The sequence below is a fragment of the Enterococcus sp. LJL51 genome, assembly GCF_054871795.1.
On sequence record NZ_JBTXLW010000003.1, the window covers coordinates 39,389 to 63,542 of the forward strand.

General features: G+C 40.0%; 25 protein-coding genes and 1 other annotated feature. Of the genes, 5 read left to right on the top strand and 20 right to left on the bottom strand.

Features of this window, described 5'->3' with window-relative positions:
- Positions 1-483: 483 nt before the first annotated feature.
- Positions 484-1,929, bottom strand: coding sequence for an aminotransferase-like domain-containing protein (locus tag ACYSNQ_RS04155; RefSeq protein ID WP_426081563.1), 1,446 nt, complete (start codon positions 1,927-1,929; stop codon positions 484-486).
- Between the two features lie 118 nt (positions 1,930-2,047).
- Between ACYSNQ_RS04155 and thiD the strand changes: the two genes are divergently transcribed.
- A complete protein-coding gene (gene thiD / locus ACYSNQ_RS04160) occupies positions 2,048-2,881 on the top strand; it encodes a bifunctional hydroxymethylpyrimidine kinase/phosphomethylpyrimidine kinase (protein WP_426081564.1) in 834 nt (277 codons plus the stop codon).
- Positions 2,882-2,883: 2 nt separating this feature from the next.
- Positions 2,884-3,420, top strand: a complete 537-nt coding sequence (locus ACYSNQ_RS04165) for an ECF transporter S component (protein ID WP_426081565.1) — start codon at positions 2,884-2,886, stop codon at positions 3,418-3,420.
- A gap of 110 nt (positions 3,421-3,530) precedes the next feature.
- On the opposite strand, the gene ACYSNQ_RS04170 is transcribed toward ACYSNQ_RS04165, so the two are convergent.
- The 3 genes from ACYSNQ_RS04170 to guaC all read right to left on the bottom strand — a co-directional run bounded on the left by ACYSNQ_RS04170 (position 3,531) and on the right by guaC (position 5,986).
- A complete protein-coding gene (locus ACYSNQ_RS04170; RefSeq protein WP_426081566.1) occupies positions 3,531-4,520 on the bottom strand; it encodes a permease prefix domain 1-containing protein in 990 nt (329 codons plus the stop codon).
- Positions 4,520-4,849, bottom strand: a complete 330-nt coding sequence (locus ACYSNQ_RS04175) for a PadR family transcriptional regulator (RefSeq protein WP_426081567.1) — start codon at positions 4,847-4,849, stop codon at positions 4,520-4,522. The genes ACYSNQ_RS04170 and ACYSNQ_RS04175 overlap by 1 nt, the downstream gene beginning before the upstream one ends.
- 159 nt (positions 4,850-5,008) lie before the next feature.
- Complete coding sequence (guaC, locus tag ACYSNQ_RS04180) at positions 5,009-5,986, bottom strand: GMP reductase (protein ID WP_426081568.1); 978 nt, start codon at positions 5,984-5,986, stop codon at positions 5,009-5,011.
- Positions 5,987-6,245: 259 nt separating this feature from the next.
- Between guaC and ACYSNQ_RS04185 the strand changes: the two genes are divergently transcribed.
- Positions 6,246-6,872, top strand: a complete 627-nt coding sequence (locus ACYSNQ_RS04185) for an MBL fold metallo-hydrolase (protein ID WP_426081569.1) — start codon at positions 6,246-6,248, stop codon at positions 6,870-6,872.
- A 22-nt stretch (positions 6,873-6,894) separates the two neighbouring features.
- Entirely contained in the window at positions 6,895-7,602 is a 708-nt protein-coding gene (locus ACYSNQ_RS04190) for a histidine phosphatase family protein (protein WP_426081570.1), read from the top strand.
- Between the two features lie 141 nt (positions 7,603-7,743).
- On the opposite strand, the gene ACYSNQ_RS04195 is transcribed toward ACYSNQ_RS04190, so the two are convergent.
- The 5 genes from ACYSNQ_RS04195 to ACYSNQ_RS04215 form a co-directional block, all read right to left on the bottom strand.
- A complete protein-coding gene (locus ACYSNQ_RS04195) occupies positions 7,744-8,592 on the bottom strand; it encodes a MurR/RpiR family transcriptional regulator (RefSeq protein WP_426081571.1) in 849 nt (282 codons plus the stop codon).
- Positions 8,593-8,712: 120 nt separating this feature from the next.
- Positions 8,713-10,158 carry a PTS transporter subunit EIIC gene (locus ACYSNQ_RS04200; protein ID WP_426081572.1) on the bottom strand — a complete coding sequence of 482 codons (1,446 nt, stop codon included), beginning with the start codon at positions 10,156-10,158 and terminating at the stop codon, positions 8,713-8,715.
- 17 nt (positions 10,159-10,175) lie between these two features.
- Positions 10,176-11,066, bottom strand: a complete 891-nt coding sequence (gene murQ, locus ACYSNQ_RS04205) for an N-acetylmuramic acid 6-phosphate etherase (protein ID WP_426081574.1) — start codon at positions 11,064-11,066, stop codon at positions 10,176-10,178.
- Positions 11,041-12,129, bottom strand: a complete 1,089-nt coding sequence (locus ACYSNQ_RS04210) for a DUF871 domain-containing protein (RefSeq protein WP_426081575.1) — start codon at positions 12,127-12,129, stop codon at positions 11,041-11,043. The genes murQ and ACYSNQ_RS04210 overlap by 26 nt, the downstream gene beginning before the upstream one ends.
- 280 nt (positions 12,130-12,409) lie before the next feature.
- A complete protein-coding gene (locus ACYSNQ_RS04215) occupies positions 12,410-12,898 on the bottom strand; it encodes a PTS sugar transporter subunit IIA (RefSeq protein ID WP_426081577.1) in 489 nt (162 codons plus the stop codon).
- Between the two features lie 175 nt (positions 12,899-13,073).
- On the opposite strand from ACYSNQ_RS04215, the gene ACYSNQ_RS04220 reads away from it, so the two are divergent.
- The gene (locus ACYSNQ_RS04220; RefSeq protein ID WP_426081578.1) at positions 13,074-13,901 is read left to right on the top strand and encodes an undecaprenyl-diphosphate phosphatase; all 828 of its coding nucleotides are present in this window, start codon (positions 13,074-13,076) and stop codon (positions 13,899-13,901) included.
- A gap of 103 nt (positions 13,902-14,004) precedes the next feature.
- On the opposite strand, the gene ACYSNQ_RS04225 is transcribed toward ACYSNQ_RS04220, so the two are convergent.
- From ACYSNQ_RS04225 to ACYSNQ_RS04275, 11 genes are all read right to left on the bottom strand, one after another.
- Complete coding sequence (locus ACYSNQ_RS04225) at positions 14,005-14,634, bottom strand: V-type ATP synthase subunit D (protein WP_426081579.1); 630 nt, start codon at positions 14,632-14,634, stop codon at positions 14,005-14,007.
- 5 nt (positions 14,635-14,639) lie between these two features.
- Positions 14,640-16,016: a V-type ATP synthase subunit B gene (locus ACYSNQ_RS04230; RefSeq protein WP_426081580.1), complete on the bottom strand. Its 1,377-nt coding sequence runs from the start codon at positions 16,014-16,016 to the stop codon at positions 14,640-14,642.
- Positions 16,009-17,790 (bottom strand): V-type ATP synthase subunit A, encoded by a 1,782-nt coding sequence (locus tag ACYSNQ_RS04235; protein ID WP_426081581.1) that lies wholly within the window; start codon positions 17,788-17,790, stop codon positions 16,009-16,011. Before ACYSNQ_RS04235 ends, ACYSNQ_RS04230 begins: the two co-directional genes overlap by 8 nt.
- Positions 17,791-17,990: 200 nt before the next feature.
- Positions 17,991-18,302 carry a V-type ATP synthase subunit F gene (locus ACYSNQ_RS04240; protein ID WP_426081582.1) on the bottom strand — a complete coding sequence of 104 codons (312 nt, stop codon included), beginning with the start codon at positions 18,300-18,302 and terminating at the stop codon, positions 17,991-17,993.
- A complete protein-coding gene (locus ACYSNQ_RS04245; protein WP_426081583.1) occupies positions 18,292-19,293 on the bottom strand; it encodes a V-type ATPase subunit in 1,002 nt (333 codons plus the stop codon). The genes ACYSNQ_RS04240 and ACYSNQ_RS04245 overlap by 11 nt, the downstream gene beginning before the upstream one ends.
- 12 nt (positions 19,294-19,305) lie before the next feature.
- Entirely contained in the window at positions 19,306-19,887 is a 582-nt protein-coding gene (locus ACYSNQ_RS04250) for a hypothetical protein (protein ID WP_426081584.1), read from the bottom strand.
- 13 nt (positions 19,888-19,900) lie between these two features.
- Positions 19,901-20,374, bottom strand: coding sequence for a V-type ATP synthase subunit K (locus ACYSNQ_RS04255; RefSeq protein WP_426081585.1), 474 nt, complete (start codon positions 20,372-20,374; stop codon positions 19,901-19,903).
- A 14-nt stretch (positions 20,375-20,388) separates the two neighbouring features.
- Complete coding sequence (locus tag ACYSNQ_RS04260) at positions 20,389-22,389, bottom strand: V-type ATP synthase subunit I (protein WP_426081586.1); 2,001 nt, start codon at positions 22,387-22,389, stop codon at positions 20,389-20,391.
- Positions 22,376-22,705, bottom strand: a complete 330-nt coding sequence (locus ACYSNQ_RS04265) for a hypothetical protein (protein WP_426081587.1) — start codon at positions 22,703-22,705, stop codon at positions 22,376-22,378. Before ACYSNQ_RS04265 ends, ACYSNQ_RS04260 begins: the two co-directional genes overlap by 14 nt.
- A 124-nt stretch (positions 22,706-22,829) precedes the next feature.
- Positions 22,830-22,877, bottom strand: a sequence feature (sodium ion sensor (DUF1646 type); this cis-regulatory element may regulate processes involved in with the transportation of sodium ions).
- 85 nt (positions 22,878-22,962) lie between these two features.
- On the bottom strand, positions 22,963-23,424 hold the full coding sequence (locus tag ACYSNQ_RS04270) for a hypothetical protein (RefSeq protein ID WP_426081588.1): 462 nt from the start codon (positions 23,422-23,424) through the stop codon (positions 22,963-22,965).
- 200 nt (positions 23,425-23,624) lie between these two features.
- Complete coding sequence (locus ACYSNQ_RS04275) at positions 23,625-24,074, bottom strand: universal stress protein (protein ID WP_426081589.1); 450 nt, start codon at positions 24,072-24,074, stop codon at positions 23,625-23,627.
- Positions 24,075-24,154: the final 80 nt, after the last annotated feature.

The window sequence follows — 24,154 nt, forward strand, 5'->3', positions numbered from 1 at the left end:
CACTTTTTATTTTAGCATACCCCGTAATACTATTTATCCATCTCTCACATAAAAAGCTTATTATGCTTTTTCAGATTAAACGCTAAGCTTCTAAAATATTTTTGAAAACCTGCTCTTTTAACTAGAGTATCTCTGAAAAGTAAATTGGCATTCGGATGTTTCAGTGATTATTGTGGAAATTAAACACAACCACAAGCTAGCTCATTTCAGAGTAATCATTTTTACTACTATTGATTGAAAAATGACTTTTACTTTCGTCTGCATACCATTCTGTTAGCAGGTCTTTAGGCAAACAGAACTGGTAATGTGCCGCATAAGCGAGTCGCCAGTTCTGTTTACTTAACTTAAGTATGGTAACAGAATGGTATACACTGTTGCGATGATTATTCCTTGAAAGAAATGAGCGCCGCTTATCTTTGAGAGATAGTCTATATAGTCATTCTCCGCCTGTGTTTTCAGACACGCTCTAAAAACAACGCTGAATCATATATTTGCTGTTCGATTAGCCACTATTTTTTCAGTTACTGTTGCGATCTTTCTTTGGAAATCCGGCAGCTGAGCTTCTGATACTCTGGAAAAATTAATTCGTATACTTTCTCTTGATTCCCCAAATAAAAAGCTTGGCGCAACAAGAAGTCCTTCTTTCAGAAAAAATTGCCATTCTTTTTGACTCAGCTTTCCTCGTTTAAAGGTTGCCCATAAGTAAAAACCTCCTTGGGGACGTTCAACCTGCCAATGCGGCTGCTCTTTCATTATTCTATAGACATTGTTTTCTCTTTTTTTCAGCTCTTTTTTTAATTCAGAAAGCCGGTTGTCAAAAGCTGGATCATTCAAAGCAATAGCCGCTAATAGTTGCGGAAAGATACTTAAAGAAAAATCCATAATTTTTCGTGCCTCTGCAATCTGCCGGTTGACAGAGGGCGGTGCACTTAGCCAGCCTATTTTGGTTGTTGAACCTAATATCTTAGATAGGGAACCGATATAAAGAACATTTTCAGGGTCAAGTTTTTTGAGCGGCGGAATTTGACTGCCTGATACTTCACTAATTTGCCCAAATACATCGTCTTCTAAAATAGGAATCTGATAGCTCTGACACAGCTCAACTAATGCTTGCCTGCGTTTCAGACTCATGACCTTTCCTGTCGGATTCTGAAACGAAGGATTAACCATCACCATTTTTACCCTGTGCTGTCTGATGACCTGTTCCAAAGCCGATAGTTCAATCCCGTCTTCATCCATCGGTACACCATAAAGCCGAATCCCTGCGGCTTGAAAGATGGGCAAATCGTATAAGAAGGACGGGTCCTCTATAGCTACACTATCTCCAGACGTTAAGAGAACCTGCAAAATCAGAAATAGCGCCTGCTGCGCTCCAGAAGTAATGAGCAGACTTTCCTCCGGCACTAAAAATCCATACTGCTGCTTAATCATACGGCTAACCGCTGTTCTTAGCCCTTGATAGCCAAACTCATCCTGCTGCTCTTCTTCCAAAAATTGCTTCCACGTAAGTGAAGGAAGATCAAAGGCTGGAATTAGCTCCAATGGCAGTTCTCCAGTATAAAGATCAAGTACTTCATTATTTTCCTTAGTAAGAAGCTGCTTCATCTGCTCTATAAACGGTTCTGTTTTACTAAAGGCATTTTGCTCCAGATATCTTCGCCAGTCTGTTCTTGCCGTTGACGTAATGCCCCACTTTCCCTCAGCAACAAACGATCCGCTCCCTTGTTTTCGAAGCAGCCAGCCCATTGCCTCAAGCTCTTCTAGTGCATGAACCACAGTAGAACGATTCACCCCCAGCATATCTGCCAGCTTTCTTTCTGCCGGCAGCTTTTCACCTGGAAGCAGTTCTCCGTTTTTTATTAGACCTAAAATATGTTCAACGATTGCCTGATAAAAAGGCAGCCCATCTGTTTTTTTTATCTCCCACATATACTCACCTTCAAATAAAATTGGATGAGTTAAAAATAATCCAATTGGCTGTTTTTGTCAATGAATGACTAGGATAAAATACAACTACTTATTCATTTACTACTAAAGGGGGATAACAATGATTAAAAAAGTTCTTACTGTGGCTGGTTCTGATTCAAGTGGGGGAGCAGGCATTCAGGCAGATTTAAAAACCTTTCAGGAATATGGTACCTTTGGGTTTTCCGCTCTAACAAGCATCGTAACAATGGATCCTGATGAAGGCTGGAGCCATACCGTAACGCCAATCGATCCTGAACTTGTAGATAAGCAATTAAAAACGATTTTTGCCGGCGGTGCCTTAGACAGCATGAAAACCGGGATGCTCGGAACTGTAGAAGCTATTGAAATTACCAGAAAATATATTGATCAGTTTCACATGAATAATGTTGTAATTGATCCTGTGATGGCTTGTAAAGGAACCAGCGAGCTGCTGCAGCCGGAAAATGTAGCTGCGATGACCCGCCTGCTTCTTCCAACAGCGACCATTACTACGCCTAATCTGGTAGAAGCTGGAATTCTCTCTGAAATGGGCGATTTAACCTCTGTGGAGCAAATGAAAGAAGCGGCTAAAAAAATTCGTCTGCTTGGTCCTGACTATGTTGTCATTAAAGGCGGACATCGTTTGCAGACTGAAAAGGCGACCGACCTTTTCTATGATGGAGAAAACTTTACTTTATTAGAAAATGAAAAAATCTCGACAGACTTTAACCACGGTGCCGGCTGTACCTTTGCAGCAGCAATTGCTGCTGGATTAGCAAAAGGATTCTCTGTAGAAAAAGCTGTCCGGACGGCTAAAGCTTTTGTTGCTGCGGGAATTAAAAACGGTCAGCGAATCAATCCATTCTTAGGACATGTGTGGCATGGTGCTTACAATCAAGCAGAAAAACGAATGACTGATATTGAAGGAGTGTAAGGATGACTAAAAAGAATACCACACTTTCAATTGTGCTAATTGCCCTTTTTGCAGCGCTGACTATTATGGGAACAATGATTAAAATTCCTATGCCAACTGGTGCTTTCGCTCATTTAGGAAATTCAGTCCTGTTGCTGGCAGTCTTACTGCTAGGGTATACGAGAGGCGCCTTGGCGGGCGGTTTAGGCTTTGCCATTTTCGATTTGATGAACGGCTTTGCTGCTGAAGCACCCTACTTTTTTGTTGAAAGCTTTATTGTTGGCGGTGCGGCGGCTTTGACTATAATGGCGTTTAACAACAACATCGACAGCTTTAAAAAGCTGATTACTGTCGCCCTCATGACTGGTATTGCCAAAATCATTATGACTCAGCTAAAAAATACTGCGCTAGCTATGTTTGCCGGCAGCAGCTTTACCTTAGCCTTTTCCAGTGCCACCTCAATGCTCTTAGCCACTGTCCTAAACGTTATAACCACAATTGTCATTGTTTCATTTGCTTATTTCCCGTTAAAAAAAGCAATGACTACGATTTTCAGATAAACTAAAAAAGACGAGATAGAAACTGGCTCATTTTGAGCGCTTGAATCTTCTATTCCGTCTTTTTAACTTTTTTCTAAATTCTTGTTTTCATATTTTACTGATTTTCTAAATTACCACTTGTCTTTACTAGTAAAAATACTTTCCAGAATGCCAAATAAAATCCCTGCTACTGGATAAACAATCCAGAAAGTCGTCCAATTTCCAACTACAAACGCTTCAAAAAGTGAAATAATCACGACTATCGGCCAGTAAACTCGCTCAACGATTTGCCAAAAATATGGTTTTTTTTTACGCTTTTCTTCTTTCGCACGCGGTCCTAGCTTATCTTCGTCTGAAATAAAGTATTTGTGCTTCAACAGTTGAGTAAAGCTACCCATAATCACACCAGCATAGATGAAGAGAAAAACGCCAGCTGAAACAATCAGACATGTTAAACCTAACCCCAGCATAGTATATCGATCCGAATCACTGTATGCCGAAAGGGCTACTACTGGGGTTGCAGAGATAATACAAAATACCACCCCAGCTGAAATACTAAACACATAAGAACGCTGGAAGCTCTTTTTTTTCTTTTCAACCAGTCGCTTCACTTGAATTGGAATCAGACGATCATCTAATTCTTTGCGATTATTTCCCATACTTGTTCCTGCAGTGATAAATAGCGGAACTCCTGCAGCGACACCTAAAAATAAGAAGATAATCCCAAACATCTCTCCAACCCTTTCACCATACCAACCTGAAATTCCAAAAAATATAGCTGAACCAATTAAAATAAGAGCAACGCCAATTCCAATAAATAGAGCTCCTTTTTTCTGAACGTTTAAAAATGTTTCTGCTTCTTCAATAGTAATCTCATCTACATCATGGCCAATTTCATCCCGATATTCTTTTTTTAGATTCATTTCTTCCAGAAGCTCATCAATATTTCCAAATTCAGAAATAACGGCTCCAATTGCTTCATTTTCTGTTTTCCCCTGGTTCTTCAAATCTTCATATCGATCCTCCGCCCCTGCAAGCAAATCCTCTTTTAGTTTTAACACTTGTGGTGTTCCTTCAATCCCTAAAAATAGGCTTTCTATGTACTCTCGAATTGTTTTCATCATTTTTCCTCCTTGATAAAGCGTTCAACGACTTTCTTGGTCAGTCGCCATTCTTCTTTTTTTTCTTCCAGATAAATTTTGCCAGATTCTGTGATTTTATAATAGGTTCGTTTTTTACCATGAGTGACCTGTCCTGGATAAGACTCAATGAATTTATTTTTTTCCAAACGGGTAAATGCTGAGTACAACGTCGTTTCTTTTATCGAGTATTTCTCTTCTGAAACCTCCATGATACGTTTAGATACCTCGTAACCATACGAATCACCTTCTAAAAGAATCGTCAAGATGAACGTGTCATTGTATCCTCTGATTGCATCACTGCCAATCATTGAATCACCTCCTAAATTACTTCATCTAACGTACTACGTCTGTCGTTGTAATTATAATAGCACAATTACTACGACAGGTAAAGTAAAAAAAGAAAAGAAAATAGAAAAACAGCAACCTGTCAAAAAAAGACAAATTACTGTTTAATAGTTAATATTTTATTAGATTGTATCTCCATTAAAAATAGAGTTTTTAACAATAACATAGTCCACTTTGCGAATGGATTCTAAATCTTTTCCGCCGGCATAAGAGATAGAGGATTGTAAATCTTGGCGCATCTCAACTAAGGTATCTTCTAGTTTGCCTTTGTAGCGCAGCCAGATTTTTTTCCCTTCTACGTTCTTCTTTTCTCCTTTTTGGAACTCAGAAGCACTACCGAAATATTCTTTGTAGACAACACCGTTCTCTACCTTGGTTTCTCCCGGAGATTCTTCGTGGCCTGCAAATAGAGAACCAATCATGACCATCGTCGCCCCAAAACGAACGGATTTAGCGATATCTCCATGTGTACGAATACCGCCATCTGCAATAATCGGTTTACGTGCTGCCTTTGCACACCAGCGCAGTGCTGCTAACTGCCAGCCACCAGTACCAAAGCCAGTCTTGATTTTTGTGATGCAGACCTTACCAGGACCAATCCCGACCTTTGTCGCATCTGCACCAGCATTTTCAAGCTCGCGAACCGCCTCAGGAGTCCCCACATTTCCCGCAATCACAAAGGTATCCGGAATATGTTTTTTCAAATGCTGAATCATCCGAATCACTGCATTGGAATGCCCATGGGCAATATCAATTGTTACGTAATCAGGAATCAACTGCTGTTTAGCTAGTTCTTCAACAAAAGCATATTCCCCTTCTTTAACACCCACACTAATGGATGTAATCAGATTCTTTTCCTTCATTCGTTTGATAAAAGGAATACGTGCTTCCTCATCAAAACGGTGCATAATATAGAAATAACCTTTTTCTGCTAAAAATTCTGCTATTTTTTCATCAACGATTGTCTGCATATTTGCAGGAACCACCGGCATTTTAAACTGATGCTTACCTAACTGCACTGTTGTGTCGCATTCAGAGCGGCTGTCTACAATACATTTATTCGGAATTAACTGCACATCTTCATAATCAAAAACTTTCATTCTACTATCTCCTAGCATTTTTAATAGTTTTTTAGGCTTAAAATACGTAAAAAGAACAGCAATTATAAAATAATTGTTCGTCTTTTTTTGCGCCCATGATAATTTACATCATTTTGAGAGCTTTGTCAAAGGAATTCTTTAAATCCTTGCTTTTTTCTTCCAGTCCTTAAGATTTTTTAGTACCGAACTTTGTCCCTCGCTAAAAAGTTGTTGTATAATTAAAGCTGAGACTACGAAAAAGAAAGGTTCTGATTTTTTTATGTTGAAAATTGAACAAATTAAAACAGGTATCATTGAAGAAAACTGTTACCTTATTTATAACGACAAATCGCTGCTGATTGTAGACCCAGGTGCGCAGGCACAAAAGCTGCTTGATGCCATTAGTAAAATCAACAAAACGCCTCTAGCTATCCTTTTGACGCATACTCACTACGATCATATCGGTGCTGTTGAAGAATTACGAAAAACATTTGATATTCCAGTTTACGTCAGCCCATTAGAGCAAGACTGGTTATCTAACCCGCAAATGAATCTATCTGGTTTAGCACGTCATGACGATTTGCCTGATATCGTCGTTCAGCCTGCTGAATATGAATTTGAAATGAAAGACTACACCATCGGCGGCATGTCCTTCACCGTTGTGCCGACACCCGGTCATTCAATTGGCAGCGTTAGTTTTATCTTTGATGATTTTGTAGTGACTGGGGATGCGTTATTCCGAGGCAGTATTGGCCGTACTGATTTGCCGACCGGCAATCAGGAACAGCTCCTGCATAGCATTAGAACCTATCTGTTTACTTTACCAGATGAATTTCCAGCGTATTCAGGGCATGGTGAAGCAACAACTATTGGTCATGAGAAGAAAACAAATCCCTTTTTTCAGTAAACGATATAAATGAGGTGAACGTATGACAGAAACAAAGCTTTATATCATCCGCCACGGAAAAACAATGTTTAACACAATTGGGAGAACTCAGGGCTGGTCAGACACCCCTCTGACTGCAGAAGGAGAAGAAGTAATTCATCAATTGGGAGTTGGATTGAAGGGCGTAGCTTTTGAAGAGGCCTACTCCAGCGACAGCGGACGTGCTATGCAGACAGCGCGAATTATTCTACAAGAGCATACTCACGGCGAGCAGCTTCCCTACCGTACAGACAAGCGGATTCGTGAATGGTGCTTTGGTTCACTGGACGGCGGCTATGATGGGGAATTATGGGGCGTAGTTCCTCGAATTTTAGCGTTTAAAAATTATGAAGATATGATGTCCAAATCCATTACGTATGAAGAATTAGCCAGCGCTATCATGGCAGCTGATACGGCTGACTGGGCAGAACCTTACGAAAAGATTCGTGAACGCACATGGAACGGCTTTGAGGATATTGCACACCGCCGTGAAAAAAACGGTGGGGGCAACGTTATGATCGTTTCTCACGGGTTAACAATCTCCTTTTTGCTTTCCCTCATCGACGACTCTCTTCCTATGCAGATGGGATTGGAAAACGGCAGCGTTACGACGCTTCTTTATAATAACGGGAGCTTTACGATTGATAAAATCAATGATTTGAGCTACATCGAAGCTGGAAAAAAAGAACTAACCGAAAAAAATCTTCTATAAGTTAAATATCGTAGAACTTGGAGCAAAAATTAACTGGCTTTGTTTCAAATTCTTCTTGTAAAAGAGTGTAGAACCGAAATAAAAAGACGATAAGAGGATGTTCCCTTCTCCTCCTATCGCCTTTTTGTCTTGTTCTATTTGTTATTGTTTCAGCTGACCAACCGTTTTTCTGGACTGCTGAATATGTTCCAACGTCTCATCATAATTACTGGATGCATAAAGGAAAAACAAAACATCAACTACATACATCTGTGCAATCAGTGAAACCGTCGCCGCACTTCTCAGCGGTGCCTCCTCGCCTTTGGCTGTTAGCAAGACAATATCGCTGTATTTCGCAACCGTTGACTGCTCATTTTGAGTTATTCCTATGGTAGGGATACCATTTTCAGCAGCAATACTCAATAGAGAAATCAGTTCCCTTGTCTCTCCAGAATTGGATACCGCAATAAATAGACTTTTTCCCTTTGTCGTTCCCATAGCTGAAGCAAATAAATGATGATCCAGTGTACAGAATACATTTTTTCCAAGTCTGGTAAACTTTTGATGAATATCCTGAGCGACTAAAGAAGACGCGCCTAAACCATAAACAAAAATCAGTTCGGCCTGTTCAATCAGCTCAAACACTTCAGTTATATTCCTTTCATCTAAAAGATCTGCTGTGCGCTCCACTGCATGAACAAAACGAACGTTCAGCTTCTGTTTGATTGCCTCTACAGATTCATCCTTTTCCACTTCTGTATACATATCTGTTGCCATTGAGCCCAAATTTGCAGAAAGCAGAAGTTTCAATTCGGTAAACCCATTAACATTTATCGAGTGACAAAATCGAATGATAGCCGCAGGACTAGAAGCTGCTTTTTTTGCCAGCTCCTGCGCACTTAAAGTGATCACTTCATTCGTATTATCCAAAATATAGTCTGCAATCTTCTGTTCTGACTTCGGCAGCTGTGCTCGATAATCTTTAATTGACAAAATAATATTCTGCTTCATTCTAATCACTCCCCATTCTTTTTTTCATTAAATGATGTATTCCACATTCTCTATTATAATATATATTTTTGCTTCTTTAACAAAAAAGACAAGAAAATTTTTCTCGTCTTTTTCTGCTATTTATTTCATATCCTTTGGAATCCCAAAGAAGAGCGTCGCTGCAAAACCGCCAGCGTATGCAGCCAGCAAACCTAAAACATAAGCCAGCCATTGATTATTAGCAATCAGCGGAATTAATGCAGCACCACTTGGTCCAATAGCAATTGCTCCAACATTGCCAAATGCCCCGATTACAGCTCCGCCAATTCCTCCGCCTATACAGGCTGTGATAAAAGGACGACCTAATGGTAATGTCACACCGTAAATTAGCGGCTCACCAATTCCCAGAATACCGACGGGAAGTGCTCCTTTAATCATTTCTACAAGCTTCGTATCTTTTCTGCAGCGTATCCATAACGCAATTGCTGCACCTACTTGCCCAGCACCAGCCATAGCCAGAATTGGCAGCAGTAAAGTTTGTCCAGTTTGAGTAATCATCTCCATATGAATCGGTGTTAGAATTTGATGTAGACCAAACATAACCATTGGCAGGAAAGTCAGCCCCAGCACGAAACCAGCAAATGCTCCGCCAGTTTGCAAAACAGTATTAATAATTCCAACTAGACTATTTGAGATAAAACCAGCAATCGGCATAATTAGAAAGATAGTAGTCAAACCGATAACGAGCAACGTAATCGTTGGAGTAATAATAATATCAATTGAATCCGGAATTACCTTATGCAGTTGTTTTTCCAATAAAGAAAGCAACCAAACCGCAAAGATAACACCAATAATGCCCCCTTGACCTGCTGACAACGTCCCACCAGTAAATAAGTTCGGCAATGGTGCATCAGGATTCATCCCTGTCAGCATTGTTACGCCGCCGATAACTCCGCCAAGAGCTGGAGTAGCGCCGAACTCGCTGGCACTATTAATCCCTGTATATAAAACCAGATAAGCAAAAATTCCGTTTTTGATGATATTCAGTACATCCACATACTGCTGCCACGAAGCAGCTAAGTCTCCTGCAACAATCAGGTTGGACATAACCGCAGCAATGCCGCCAATAATTCCGGCGCCTACAAATGCTGGAATTAGCGGAACAAAAATATTAGAAATAGATTTTAAAATGGCTTTAAATGGAGAATTACTTTTGTGCTTTTCTTTTTGTTCAGCCTTCATTTGTGCTGCTTTTTCTTCAACAAGTTCTTTTCCTGATTTTCCGGAGATAGCTTCTGTCTGTTCAGAAGCAGGAAATTCCTCTCCCAGCTTTACGCCGGCAATGTCCACCATTTCCTGTGCAACCTTATTGACTGTTCCTGGTCCAATAACTACTTGTAATGTGTCGTCTTCAACAACCCCCATAACGCCGTCAATCGCCTTCAACTTTTCCAAATCGACTTTATCATAGTCCCGAATATCCATCCGGACACGCGTCATACAATGCCGCAGCTTTTCCACATTACCCATTCCGCCTACTTCTTCATAGATTTCTCTGGCGATTCGTTGAATTTTTTCCTCTGCCATTCTCTTTTCCTCCTTGATTAAGAAATTGTATTTTTAATAAAATGATTGCCCTTAATTAATTTTTCCTCTGCCTCTTCTTTTGAAGAGTTAGTTAAAATCATTACAATTGCCAACTTGACATTCTTATCGGCTTTATTAAAGTAATCAGCAGCTTCCTCATATTTACAGCCAGTTGCTTCCATAATTATCCGCTTAGAACGTTCCACTAGCTTTTCATTGGTTGGCTTGACATCAACCATCAGATTACCGTAAACCTTACCAATTCCGATCATCGAAACCGTTGACAGCATATTCAAAATCAACTTTTGAGCAGTACCAGATTTCAAACGAGTCGAGCCAGTCAAAAATTCCGGTCCAGCATCAACCTCAATAATTGACTGTGCATATTGGCTGATTTCAGCATGCTTATTGCAGGCTAACGAAGCTGTTCCTGCACCAACTTCATTGGCATATTCTAGTGCGCCAATGACATACGGTGTCCGTCCGCTGGCAGCAATACCTACTACATAATCCTCTGCTGTCAAATGAAGATTGATTAGATCCTGCCTGCCAAGCTCTTGAGAATCCTCTGCGCCTTCAACGGCAAGAGTCATCGCTTGTTCACCACCAGCAATTAGTCCCTGAACCATTTCTGGTGAAACACCAAAAGTCGGTACGCATTCCGCTGCATCTAAAACACCTAGTCTACCACTTGTTCCTGCACCAAGATAAACAAGACGGCCGCCTTTTTTAAAGCTTTGAATAATTTTTTCTACCACTACTTCAATAGCAGGTAATGCTTCTTTGACTGCCAAAGCTACCTTTTGATCCTCTTCGTTCATTTTGAGTAACGCTTCTTTCACTGTTAGCTCATCTAAGTTCATCGTATTTGTATTTCTTCGCTCAGTTGTCAAGTTTTCTAAGTTCATTTGTTAAAAATCCTTTCTTAACTAATTTAAATTTCACGCCGCCTTTAATTTGACTAACTAACGACTTATCCAAAGCAGCAATCTCAGCGGCAATATTCACTTTCTCGTCTTTCGGAAGATACTTCCGAATGATTTGTATTTCCCCCATATATCGACCATATTTTTTATTGTCTACAGTTACTAGTCCTAATGTCCGTTCTCTAATAATTTCAGGCTCAATTACAGGGATTTGTCTAAAACGCGCAGCTGCACTGCGAATCACATCTCTTGCTGCATCCAGCCGATTGGTGTGTTCGCCTAAAACATATTCATAAAAACGGCTGCCTACATCTTCTGTTTCCAAAATCAGCTGTTTTTGACTCAGATAACCTTCAAATTGTCGAATCGTTCGGAAATCAATCTCTGGATCGCCAATATAAACTGCATCAACTGCCAGTTCTTTTAATTGGAGTGCAGCAGCCAACGGATTGAGTCCCCGGTGTTCTTCTAAAGTCGGTAGTCCTTCAAACAGAGGACCGCGCAATTCTCTATTTCCCGGAACAAACGCAAAAATTTCAAAACCATTTTCACTCAACCAACGATTTTTTTCTACAAACATTGTTTTATCTAAACCTGTTTCTGGTCGGGGATAATAATTGTGCCAAGCTTCAAAGCTGGAAAAATCTGCCTCATATTTCTTTAGTTCAGCAATATCCTCAGCAGTAATGGTACTGGCATTCAAACCAACAGTTAGCTGATGAGATAGTTCAGCAATCTCTTTATTAGAGATTGCGTAGTCCATTCGCAACCCAGTTACTCCCAGCGCTAAAATTTCATTGACTCGATTAGTGGATAAACCAGCCCGTTCCAACGCAGCCCCGGATATGTCCACCATTAATTTCATTCCTTCAGAAGCTGCAACCCTGCCAAGAGCTTTGAGTCTTTCCAGGTATAATGAAGCATCATCTTCGGGAATATGAAGTGATGTAAAAATTCCTCTAAAACCAATCTCACGTAACTCTTGAATATACTTAATCTTCTGTTCTGTCAGACCCTCTCCTAAAAATATAGAGATTCCATACATAAACTGCTGCCTCCTCTTTAATACGCTTACATTATATATCGATTGAAATAAAATTTCAAGTATAATCAGAAAAATAATCTTATTAGTAAAATTAAATTTCACAAAAATAAAAATAGAAAAGCACTTGCCAAATTGACCAGTGCTCCACTCTCGCTATTTGAATAAATGATTAGTTAAACTATGGAATAGTGTAATCATTAAAATCATCCGGTTTCTTTGATTATCGTTTCAATCTGATTAGTCTACAGTAAATCCATCCATTCTATGTATTTGGTTTTTATCAATCAATGATTTCTCCTATTTTTTCTCCAACCTTTACTTTACCAGACTTTTTCATGACAAACTTTTTTGCTTCGTCATTTGATGTAATCGCAACAATCATATCTGTTTCTTTTCCAAACTCCTTCAACTCATCGAGATTCACCTCTGCGACAACCATTTGAGGCGTTACTAATTCCCCTACGGTGACTTTCAAATCAAAAGGAAATCCCTGTAATTCCCACGTATCAATTCCCATATGAAGCAAAATCTCCACATCATTATCCATTCGTAAATTCATTGCATGTTTGGTCTTATAGATACTAATGATTCTGCCGAAAACAGGCGCATGAATGATGCCGTTTTCCGGAAAAACGGCATAGCCGTCCCCTAATAATTTTTGTGAAAACACTGGATCTGCCACTTCATTAATCTTTACTGCTGTTCCGTCAGCAACAGCATAAAATGAGTTTCTCGCGTCTGCTGCATTTTTTGATAATGGTCTATACATTTCTATTCCTCCAGTATAGCCCCCCTTGTTTCTAGTATAGAAAAACATCTGCAAAAACACAATTAAAACAAATTACTTAAAATTTTAATACATGTAATCTATAGTTGGTTGGTTTTTTTTCCACTTAACGGTATACTATACATGTATCTATTTTTATATAGAAAGGAATGAACTCATGTTATCTAATTTATGGAAAGCAATTATTCTTGGAATTATCGAGGGTATCACTGAATGGCTTCCAATCAGCAGCACAGGACATCTTATTCTAACCGATGAATTTATCAAAATGAACCTTAGTGCTGATTTTATGGAAATGTTCAATGTTGTTATCCAATTAGGTGCTATTATGGCCGTTGTTGTCTTGTATTTTCATAAGCTAAATCCTTTTGCCAAAACAAAAACCGAAGAAGAAAAACAAGACACTTGGGAACTTTGGAAGAAAGTTCTGGTTGCCTGTGTACCGGCAGGCGTGATAGGCATTCTGATGGATGACTGGCTGGATGCCCATTTTCATAACTTTGTAACTGTGTCTATTATGCTGATTGTTTATGGTATCGGATTTATTCTTGTTGAGAGACAAAATAAAAACAAAAAGCCAAAATGTACCAGCTTAAACCAATTCACTTATAAAGCAGCAATTATTGTCGGTTTCTTTCAGGTATTATCTTTAGTTCCTGGAACTTCACGTTCCGGTGCTACAATCTTAGGAGCCATTATGATTGGTGCTTCCCGTTATGTTGCAGCTGAATTCTCCTTTTTCTTGGGAATTCCTGTTATGTTTGGAGCCAGCTTCCTAAAAATTGTTAAGTATTTAATGAAGGGAAATCTGTTTAACTTCTCAGAATTCTTTATTCTGTTAGTAGGGGCAGCTGTTGCTTTCCTAGTTTCAGTTGTCGTCATTAAATTCCTGCTTAACTATATTCGAAAACATGACTTTACTGTTTTTGGCTGGTATCGAATTGTTTTAGGGGTACTTTTAATCAGCTACTGGTTATTCTCGTAAACAAAGAAGAGTCGAAGGATTGCCGTCCTTCAGACTCTTTTTTTGTCGTATTTTGTATTTATTTAGATAGAAGGCAAATAGAGTGGCTGTACTACGCTTCTCTTTATGAACCCATATCTTTGATTTTAATCAAACGCGTAATTTCTCCACGTTCATTTTCTTCCAGCTTCATCTTGATGTAATAGATGGTTTCTTCCAGCTGAGGAATGGTCATATACTCCAGAGCATTTACCCGTCTACGGGTCTTTTCAATCTCCTCTGCCATTAACTGACACGTTTTTTCTACTTCGGCCAGCTCTAAAAGCTTAGGCAAAACAGAAGAAATTTTGTCAAAGGAACGATCCAGCTCTGCATTAGAATTTAGATAACCATAATTTAACGGCGCATCGACAATTTCCTCATCATAATGAAAATTCATAATAGGAACAGCCACACTCATCACATTTTTCTCAATGATGTCCATTGTGACATCACTTGCCGGGATGGAAACCAGTTCCTCAATGAAGGCTTCATTCAGCGTGCTACTGGACAAAACAAAGCTGGACAGGGCTCCGCTTAATTCTTCTTCTACTTCAAGACGAAGTTCATTATTTTTCCTTACCAGCAGAATAAAACGGCGAATCAGTTCATCCTGCTTGTCTTTCAACAGCTTGTGTCCGCGACTGGCAGTGCCCAGCTGCTTTTTCAGACGGGTAAGCTCCATACGTGTAGGATTCACATTCAATCTAGCCATTGTGCTCACTCTCCCTTAGTCAAATAAGCATCCAGCATATCATCCTTGATACGTTTTAATTCAGTTCTCGGCAGCATAGCTAACAATTCCCAGCCAAGATCCAGTGTTTCCTCAATTGAACGATTTTCATAAAATCCTTGATTGATATACTCATTCTCAAAGCGATCTGCAAATTTCGCGTAGATTTTATCTACATCAGATAAAGCCGATTCCCCTAGAACAACTGCTAATTCTTTGGCCTGCTTCCCTTGAGCATAAGCAGCAAACAACTGATTCATCGTTGCCGCATGGTCTCCTCTGGTTTTACCTTCCCCAGTTCCTTTATCCTTCAAACGAGAAAGCGAAGGTAAAACATCAATCGGCGGCTGAATCCCCTTCTTATCAAGCTCTCTTGACAAGATAATCTGCCCTTCAGTAATATAGCCAGTCAAATCGGGAATTGGATGCGTTTTATCATCCTCTGGCATAGTCAAAATAGGAATCTGCGTTACCGAACCTTTTAAACCACGAATACGGCCGGCGCGTTCATACAAAGTTGCCAAATTGGTATACAGATAGCCTGGATAGCCGCGACGCCCTGGTACTTCCCGGCGGGCCGCAGAGATTTCACGCAGCGCTTCACAATAGTTTGTCATATCCGTCATGATAACCAGCACATGCATCCCTTTTTCATAAGCAAGATATTCTGCAGCAGTTAAAGCCATTCTTGGTGTAGCAATCCGTTCAATCGCCGGATCGTTCGCCAGATTCATAAACAGCACCGAACGGTCGATAGCACCTGTTTGACGGAAATCCTCCATAAAGAACTCCGCTTCTTCAAACGTAATACCGATTGCCGCAAAAACAACAGCGAAATCATCTTCACTATTCAGCACGTTGGCCTGACGGGCAATTTGTGCTGCTAAATCTTTATGAGGCAGACCTGAACCGGAAAATACCGGCAGCTTCTGACCACGAACCAGTGTATTCAGATGATCAATTGCAGAGATTCCAGTCTGAATAAATTCATCGGGATAATCTCTACTGACAGGATTGATTACTTCACCATTTATATCCAGACGTTTCTCAGGAAGAATATCAACACCATTATCTTTCGGACGACCTAAGCCATCAAATATCCGGCCAACCATATCTTCCGAAACACCTAGTTCAAGTGGATGACCTAGGAAACGGACTTTTGAATCACGAATATTAATTCCGCTCGTTCCTTCAAAAATCTGAACCATGGCTTTATCACCATTGACTTCAAGCACTTGCCCCCGTCTAATATCGCCGTTTTGCATCCGAACCTCAATCAGTTCCTCATACTTTACGCCTTCAACCTTTTCAACAATCATTAAGGGTCCAACAACTTCATTAATCGTACGGTACTCTTTAATCATTTGTCATCCCCCCATCAGCAACAATTTGTTTCATCGTAGTCTTAATTACTTCTACAAGTTCATCCAGACGGTCAATTTCTTCCTCTGGTACATATTTGCTTCGGGCAATGCGATCACGGATTTCACCTGTTCCATTAATAATCTCAGAGAAGTATGCGTTGAGCTCCAATGCTTTCTTTCCTTCTTCAAAGAAAGTCAAAATCAGTTTCAACATTTTAAACTGTTTGTCTCTTGAGGTAAACGTATCTACGTCGTCAAACGCATTTTGCTGCAAATAATCTTCTCTCAATGATTTTGCGACTTCCAAAGTTAAACGGTCTTTATCAGATAAAGAATCAATTCCGACTAAACGAACAATTTCTTCCAACTGAGATTCTTCCTGTAAAATTCTCATCCCTTCGGCAACCATACCAGACCAGTCGTTTTGCAGCTGCTGATCCAAATACTTCCCGACCTCTGTGCTGTATAGCGAGTAGCTTTGAAGCCAGTTAATCGATGGAAAATGACGTTTTTGAGCGAGGATTGAATCCAATCCCCAGAAGACTTTCACTACGCGCAGCGTGTTTTGCGTCACCGGTTCCGAGACATCTCCACCGGATGGAGAAACCGCACTGATTGCAGTAATACTTCCTTCTCGATGATCTTTTCCAAGTGCCACAACATGACCTGCCCGCTCATAATATTCAGCTAAACGGCTGCCTAGATAAGCTGGATAACCTTCATCTCCGGGCATCTCTTCCAAACGTCCGCTCATTTCCCGTAAGGCTTCTGCCCAACGAGAGGTAGAATCGGCCATGATAGCTACCGAATAGCCCATATCACGGAAGTATTCAGCAATTGTAATACCTGTATAAATTGATGCTTCCCGTGCTGCTACCGGCATGTTTGATGTATTGGCGATAAGCACCGTTCGTTCCATCAATGATTTACCTGTATTTGGGTCAATCAGCTCTGGAAACTCATTCAGAACATCCGTCATTTCATTTCCCCGTTCACCACAGCCCACATACACAACTAAATCCACATCCGCCCACTTGGCGATTTGGTGCTGCACAACTGTTTTCCCAGCGCCAAAAGGCCCTGGTACTGCTGCTGCTCCGCCTTTTGTCACAGGAAAGAATGTATCAATAACCCGTTGACCAGTAATCATAGGTGCTTCCGGATTCATTTTTTCATAAATTGGACGCCCCTTACGAACCGGCCATTTTTGCATCATAGTAAATTCTTTCTCTCCCTGCTCGGTTTCCAAAGTATAAACGGTCTCTTCTATCGTGAATTCTCCGCTTTTCACTTCCTTCACAGTTCCTGATATACCTACAGGAACCATAATTCGATGCTGGATAACATCAGTTTCCTGAACAGTACCAATGATATCCCCAGCAGTAACTTCTGTTCCTACAGTGACAGATGGCTCAAACAGCCATTTTTTCTCACGGTTTAAAGCGGGAATTTTAACACCTCTACCTAAAAAGTTACTGGCAGTTACTTCCGCAAATGTATCCAGCGGACGCTGAATCCCATCAAACATTTGTGAAACTAGCCCTGGAGCTAACTCCACAGAAAGCGCTTCTCCAGTTGAAGTTACGTGTTCTCCTGGTCCAATTCCAGTTGTTTCTTCATATACCTGAATTGAGGCAACGTCTTTGCGCATCTCAATAATTTCTCCGATTACGCCTAAATCTCCTACATGACAAATATCCTGAACACTTGCATCAGACATATTATCTGCCATGATCAGAGGACCAGATACTTTGACAATTTTTCCTTTTTGCACTATCTTTCCTCCTGTTCCGAGAATGAAGCTGAGACAGTTCCAGTCAACCAATCTTTTTAAGTAATAGTCCATTAGAACTATTACTTATTAAAAGAATAAAAAATTAGCTGAACAATAATCATACAGAAATTTCTGTCTCGAACTTTATCATCTGAGAAAGCCGTTATCCCCGCTTTCTCATTGTCTAATTCAATTTAAATTTATAGTATATTCTGTCCAATTGCCTTTTCGACATTTTCCTGAACAGCCTTTCGTCCAATTCCAGTGGTTCCATCATGACTTGGTATCAGGATGATTGCCGGCTTCATTTTGCTCTTATAGCGGTCAATCGTTTCTGTCACTTGTTCAGAAGCCTGTTCAGTGATAAAAATCACGCCATAGTCTTCTTCTGCCATCTGTTCAATACTTTCTCTAATCTGTCTTCCAGACATACCGTAGCGAACATCAAAGCCAAAAAGCTTAAAAGGCATCACAGAATACTTGTCTCCAATTACTCCAATTTTATGAGCCATTGACTGATCGCATCCTTTCCTTCAGTTGTTCTGCCGGGAAATGATTTTTCTTACCGACTACAAGCAAACGTAGATTTTTCCACTCAACTTCTTTAGCATTAAGATAAGAGAGCAGCGGTAGTGGACCAAAGGCTACCACATTTGATTTATTAAAAATATTTGTCAGATAATCATCCTTAACCCTTTCAAAAGCAACTAAATCAAGCTCATGGGTTTCCGAATCAATTAACGGTGTTAAGATATCTCCATATTTTGTAGCTGCAGCAAATGTCGAAAAAACTTCTAATGTGCTTTCAGCGTACGGCAGATAGTCACTTTTCGGAATACTTCCAGAGCTGGAAAGAACCGTAGATAAGAAAGTCTCCGTCTGCTTCTGAACAATGCCTCTCGCCATGATTGAAATATTGGTTAAATCGATGAAACTCATCACTTCAGCCAAAACATCTGCATAGCCGAGCTTTTCAGCTAGCTGTCGTTGAAAGGTAAGAAATGTCCGGTCATAAATAATATCTATAGCCTGCAGTACAGTTGATTCTTCCAAATAATTAAGCACTTCTCGAATTGCCTCCATCAGAATCTCAGGCAGCTCACTAGATACTCTAGTATGAATAGCGCTTTTCACCGCTTCTAACGTATAACGCCCGTCTTCAACAAACAAATGATCCAGATTCTGTCCAGTGACCTCGGCCTTCGTCAGCACCTTCAGGTTATGAAAGGTGAAACGCGAAGTATAAATAGAAATAATTTCAGGCTCAGGCGCCATCTGATATAGCCATTCGTAAAGCTTGCCCTGTTCTTTGGAATAAATGTACTCAAAGTTATCCTCAAAGTCTTCCTGCAAGTAATTGCCATAGACTGTATTTTTCAGCAAATCTCTCATGTCATCGATGCTTTCTGCTGCTAAAAGCTGATCATACTGTCCGGCAGTTAAAAGCTCCGTTTCTTTCAAACGAATTAGAGGATTAATTTGATTGTATGCTGTTTCTTTCATCGTTATCCTCTCCTATCTGAATAACATCTCAGCAATTTTGTAGCTTTCCGCCGTTTGAATTTCCTGTACTAGTGTTGAAAACAGAAAATTATACTCGATACCGTCCTTTGCAAGAACAAAGCCGCTTTCTTTCCTGATTAGCTGATCAGACAACGTTAGCTTTAAGTCTGTCGTGTTAAATGTCTGCAGCCATTCTTGACTAATTTTATCCTGAGAAAACTCTCCAACACTTACTTCAACTTCACCAGCCAACTCCAAATTTGCTAGAATACCTGATGCAAACTGTTGAAACGTAGTCAAATCCCAATGATTCATCTTTTCAACGGTCTCTTTAAATAGTCTGGATAAAAGCTCTTGTTTGTCATTCAATGTAGTTTGTTTTACCTCAAGCTGCTGACGGTTCTGCTTTTGCTTGAATGCTTTTTTCATCTGTTCATCGTTTTTTTTGATTTGCTTCTTTTCCTGAATCTCTACAGCAGCGGCTTGCTCAGCAAATTCATTTTCGATTCGCTCTTTTTCTACTGTCTTGTAGGCCGCCGCTTCCTCTTTTCCTTTTTCGAGGATTTGCTCGACGATTTTTTCAATTGCATCCATAATTAGCCTCCTCTTACTTCACATTCAGTACAAGTAAGAAGGAAATAACGAATCCTAAAATCGCATACGTTTCTACCATTGCTGCATAAATAATCCCTTTTGTGGAATGCTCAGGTTTTTTAGCTAAAATCTGAATACCAGCCGCTGCTACACGACCTTGGGCAATTCCAGAGAACAATCCTGCAAAAGCAATTGGCAGAGATGCAACGAAGTAATCCAACCCTTGAACCATTGTCATACCATTATCCAAATTAATAAAAATTAGAAACGCAATAACGAACCCATACAAGCCTTGTGTTCCGGGCAGCAGCTGTAGAATCAATGCCTGACCAAACTTTTCCGGCTGTTCTGTTGTCAATGCAGCAGCCGCTTCACCAGTGAAGCCAACCCCTTTAGCCGAACCAATCCCTGAAAGAATTGTTGCCATTGCCATTCCTAAAACTGCAAAAATTATACCGCCGTTCTCATTTATTAAATAATCAATCATCTTCTATTCCTCCACTATTTCTTCAATTTCGTCTTTTCAATATTTAAATATTTTTCTTCTGTTTTCAAAGGCTGAAAGGCTCTGCCGCCTCCGGTGTAAAATTTCCCAAAGAACTCCACATATTGTAAACGTGCACCATGTACATAAGCACTCAGCAGACTTAAAAATAGATTCAGTGCATGAAGCGCAATGATTAGCAGAATTCCTACTGTAAAACGTGCAACAGGAGGCATAAATTCCACCAGCATATTAAATGCTGCCGCAATACTCCCGCCGGAAATTCCTAACGCCATCAGACGTGTATAGCTGACTAAATCACCAATGTAGCCTGTTAAGTTGTAAAGCTCGTAAAGTCCTTTAGCCAGACCCTTCGCTTTCGATTTTGTCTGAATAACAGGTACAGCTACAATAGAAAGCGCCGAAATCACTGCAATTACAATGCCCGTAAGGAAAAAGCCGTTGTTTTTCAACACAATTGTTCCCAGTACCGCAATTAAAATCCCCAGCAGCAAGCCCTGCCAAGCAAAGCTAGAGCCAATACTTTCCAGATACTGTTTCCGTTTAGTTAACTCGATTCCGTTAACAATTAGACCGGTCATCAGCTGGATAAACCCAAATGCTACAGACAACAGAAGAATCGTATTTACGTCTTCTGAGGTCGAAAGGATTGGGAACGGCAGCTGAATGCCAAACAAGCTTTCCGGGAAAGACGCTCCGAAAAAGGAACCATAGATAAAGCCCCAAATAATCGTAGGAAAGGATAAGATGAAAAAGAAATCTGCGAAACGCTTCATCCCTCTTGGTAAAATCATCGTTTTCCTTACAACCAGCGTTGCCAGAAGCATCAACAATCCATAACCTAAATCCGCCACCATCATTCCAAAGAAGACCATATAAAAAGGTGTCATAACCGGTGTTGGATCAATCTCATCATATTTTGGCAGGCTGTACATTTCGGTCAACATTTCAAAGGGAGCAACCACCTTATTATTTTTCAGCTGAACCGGCATATCCCCGGCAATTTCTTCCGTTGTCGGCTGTTCAAACACGCTGTATATTTCTGATTTTGGTACCGCATCATACAGCACATCAAGAAACACTTGTTTTTCATCCGATGGAATCCAGCCCTGAATTAAAGAAAAATAGGCAGTATTTAACAAATGAGCCTTTGCTTCTTCACGGTAAATCAATGCGTAAATCATCTCTTCACCGGTATATAAATCATCTAAATGTTCCCGATAAGCTGCCAGTTCATATTTAATCTGCTTCTCTTCGTCAACTAACACAGCGAGTTCTTTTTTAGTTGCCTCATATGCTTCTCGAGGCAATACATCGAAAGAATAATTCAGCTTGTCAAAGCTGACCCGGTTTAACAAATCACTAATCAGCGCTTCACTCTCTTTTAAATAAATTAAACTGTAGTAGACATGATTCGTACTGTGATACAGCTCTTCAGCATAGACAAACGAAAGCTCTTCCATAGCAGTTAAAAAATCCTGATTGTTCGCTGCGTTTACCGAGCCCGAAACAAGAACTGCATCATTTAGGGAAACCGTCTGTGGAACTACATCAAGAGACTGCCACCGCGCCAGCCAATCTTCATCCGTCAACAGCTTTTTACGCTGTGTTTCCACATAATTTAAACGGCTTTTCAACTGTTCAATACCTTCCAAGTATTCAGTTACTTTCTTTTTATTAAAAGAAGCTTCCAAGGATTCCAAGCTTTGAATTCTACGCTTAAATCCTCTTCTTTTTCCGTCGTTAGTTGAAAAATGTTCGATAAACAATAAGGCATCCTGAATTCTCAAAAGCAGCTCTTCGTAAAATTTCTTTTCCGCTTTTTCTTCGCCGACCCGATTTGAAGCAAAATAATTTTCAATATATGATTGATCGACGCTTGCATGGTGAAAATCTTTAATCTCAATTGTCTGCAAACCCTGTATTGCTTGGAGGATTACTTCTTCTTTCTCAGCAGCCGCTATTAGCGTAACCTTTTCCATTTTATTGACTGCCATAAAGCTCATTCACCCTCTCTATGATATAATCAATCATCTGTTCTTTGTTCGCATCATATTTTTCGTGAAACAGCTTCATCTGCTCTTGGGCATCCTTCAGCAATTCCTCTTTTTCTTTTTGAAGATGTTCCTGTTGGAAGTGTTCCGTTTCCTGAAGCAGTTTTTTTACTTTTTCCTGGCTGTTCTTTTGAGCCGCCAGAACTTCTTGTTCCTTTCCTCGCCCGTAATCAGCCATTTCCTTTTGTACGTCCTGTTTCATCTTCTGCACCTGATTTTCAGCTTGACGAATTTGCTCTAACGCATTCAGAACCATCATTTCACCTCCAGTTAAATCTATGTTTTATGACTGCCTTCCAACAGTCATGCGGAAGGCTTCTTTCAATAGAACCTGTACCTTCCTAATAAAATAATACAGAAAAAAGACCGAACTCAACAAACCATCCTTCTCACCCCTTGAAGAACATGATCCTTGAAGCTTCCGCCCAACCATTTTTCTTATTCACATAACAATCATTGTATCAAAAAGCCGACAGAAATTCAATTGCTATCCAAACATTTTCTGTCAGCTAGCAGTTAATTTTTTAGACGGATATTTTTATAATCCTGAGCATTTCCACCGACAATAATGTCTTTAATATCCTCAACGATTAGCCAGTCATCCATGTTCTTTTGGCGGTCATAGGTCATCGGTTCAATTGCTTCTGGATTCTCAATCGTCACTAGGCAAAGTACCTTTTTTCCATACCAGCGCTTTTTCTGTGCTGCAGAGAGCTGCAGCTGTTCTTGCTTGCTTTCTAAAATAGCCGTTGATTCATCTTCCGTCATTTTTTCCGAGTTAAAAACATCTTTAACTACAGCTTTAGCTTTTATCTGACATGAACCATCATTTTCGACAAAGTATAATGTTTCTCCTTTAAACACTCTACTGTGAGGCATTTTCCGGCCGGCAGCTCCCCTGACTATCATAGTTTTTTCTCCTGACAAAATCTTATCAAGAACATTGGATTTTTTATCTGTATACACTAAATGTTCCATAACATACGCTCCTCTCTTTTTTCTGCTTAACAAGCAGTTCTAATTAAGTTTATCATAATTTTCGCTTTCTATTAAAAAAAGAACGAAACAAAACGAATTATTCGTTTTGTTTCGTTCTTCAAGTTCGCATAGGCTCTAAGACAAACGCACTTGCAGCGGTAAAATACTTTGACCGAAGCCTTTTTTCTTAAGATACGGTTTTATTCTTCCTCTGTAACAACCAGCACATCACAAGCGGCATGATTGACCACATAGGAAGTAGTTGAACCAACTAACACACGCTGAATTGCATTTAAACCAGTTTTTCCGATAATAACTAAATCAATTGTTTCTTCCGACTCAGAAAAACCTGCCAACAAAGTTTTAGGATAACCATACAGTACATATGTGGCAACATCATCCAGTCCACCTGCATAAGCTAAGTCAGCTCTTTGCTGCATCTTCTCTTCTTCTTTCACTCTAAGGTCTTCCATCGCATTGGTGACTGAAACTGTCAACTCACCAAAATAATTACTGATTTCTTCAATTATATAGACAATATGAAGTTTGGCCTGATTTCGTTTGGCAATTTCCAATGCTTTATCAAACGCCTTTTCAGCCTGGGGTGAACCGTCTACTGCAACTAAAATATTTTGATATTTATAATCCATGATGAATCCCTCCCTACACTTTCATTCTACTATGAATAGAGTAAAACGGAAAGCAATTCTCTCAGATTCTAAAAGCCCTT

What these genes read in the sequence shown, in the direction of transcription:
- ACYSNQ_RS04185 (WP_426081569.1), top strand. Translation starts at nt 6,246, where the DNA reads ATGTTGAAAATTGAACAAATTAAAACAGGTATCATTGAAGAAAACTGT.
- ACYSNQ_RS04220 (WP_426081578.1), top strand. Translation starts at nt 13,074, where the DNA reads ATGTTATCTAATTTATGGAAAGCAATTATTCTTGGAATTATCGAGGGT.
- thiD (WP_426081564.1), top strand. Translation starts at nt 2,048, where the DNA reads ATGATTAAAAAAGTTCTTACTGTGGCTGGTTCTGATTCAAGTGGGGGA.
- ACYSNQ_RS04240 (WP_426081582.1), bottom strand. Translation starts at nt 18,302, where the DNA reads ATGGCTCATAAAATTGGAGTAATTGGAGACAAGTATTCTGTGATGCCT.
- ACYSNQ_RS04175 (WP_426081567.1), bottom strand. Translation starts at nt 4,849, where the DNA reads ATGATTGGCAGTGATGCAATCAGAGGATACAATGACACGTTCATCTTG.
- ACYSNQ_RS04210 (WP_426081575.1), bottom strand. Translation starts at nt 12,129, where the DNA reads ATGTATGGAATCTCTATATTTTTAGGAGAGGGTCTGACAGAACAGAAG.
- ACYSNQ_RS04215 (WP_426081577.1), bottom strand. Translation starts at nt 12,898, where the DNA reads ATGTATAGACCATTATCAAAAAATGCAGCAGACGCGAGAAACTCATTT.
- ACYSNQ_RS04245 (WP_426081583.1), bottom strand. Translation starts at nt 19,293, where the DNA reads ATGAAAGAAACAGCATACAATCAAATTAATCCTCTAATTCGTTTGAAA.
- ACYSNQ_RS04170 (WP_426081566.1), bottom strand. Translation starts at nt 4,520, where the DNA reads ATGAAAACAATTCGAGAGTACATAGAAAGCCTATTTTTAGGGATTGAA.
- ACYSNQ_RS04200 (WP_426081572.1), bottom strand. Translation starts at nt 10,158, where the DNA reads ATGGCAGAGGAAAAAATTCAACGAATCGCCAGAGAAATCTATGAAGAA.
- ACYSNQ_RS04270 (WP_426081588.1), bottom strand. Translation starts at nt 23,424, where the DNA reads ATGGAACATTTAGTGTATACAGATAAAAAATCCAATGTTCTTGATAAG.
- ACYSNQ_RS04195 (WP_426081571.1), bottom strand. Translation starts at nt 8,592, where the DNA reads ATGAAGCAGAATATTATTTTGTCAATTAAAGATTATCGAGCACAGCTG.
- ACYSNQ_RS04275 (WP_426081589.1), bottom strand. Translation starts at nt 24,074, where the DNA reads ATGGATTATAAATATCAAAATATTTTAGTTGCAGTAGACGGTTCACCC.
- ACYSNQ_RS04230 (WP_426081580.1), bottom strand. Translation starts at nt 16,016, where the DNA reads ATGATTAAAGAGTACCGTACGATTAATGAAGTTGTTGGACCCTTAATG.
- ACYSNQ_RS04225 (WP_426081579.1), bottom strand. Translation starts at nt 14,634, where the DNA reads ATGGCTAGATTGAATGTGAATCCTACACGTATGGAGCTTACCCGTCTG.
- ACYSNQ_RS04255 (WP_426081585.1), bottom strand. Translation starts at nt 20,374, where the DNA reads ATGATTGATTATTTAATAAATGAGAACGGCGGTATAATTTTTGCAGTT.
- guaC (WP_426081568.1), bottom strand. Translation starts at nt 5,986, where the DNA reads ATGAAAGTTTTTGATTATGAAGATGTGCAGTTAATTCCGAATAAATGT.
- ACYSNQ_RS04155 (WP_426081563.1), bottom strand. Translation starts at nt 1,929, where the DNA reads ATGTGGGAGATAAAAAAAACAGATGGGCTGCCTTTTTATCAGGCAATC.
- ACYSNQ_RS04260 (WP_426081586.1), bottom strand. Translation starts at nt 22,389, where the DNA reads ATGGCAGTCAATAAAATGGAAAAGGTTACGCTAATAGCGGCTGCTGAG.
- ACYSNQ_RS04265 (WP_426081587.1), bottom strand. Translation starts at nt 22,705, where the DNA reads ATGATGGTTCTGAATGCGTTAGAGCAAATTCGTCAAGCTGAAAATCAG.
- ACYSNQ_RS04190 (WP_426081570.1), top strand. Translation starts at nt 6,895, where the DNA reads ATGACAGAAACAAAGCTTTATATCATCCGCCACGGAAAAACAATGTTT.
- ACYSNQ_RS04165 (WP_426081565.1), top strand. Translation starts at nt 2,884, where the DNA reads ATGACTAAAAAGAATACCACACTTTCAATTGTGCTAATTGCCCTTTTT.
- ACYSNQ_RS04250 (WP_426081584.1), bottom strand. Translation starts at nt 19,887, where the DNA reads ATGGATGCAATTGAAAAAATCGTCGAGCAAATCCTCGAAAAAGGAAAA.
- murQ (WP_426081574.1), bottom strand. Translation starts at nt 11,066, where the DNA reads ATGAACTTAGAAAACTTGACAACTGAGCGAAGAAATACAAATACGATG.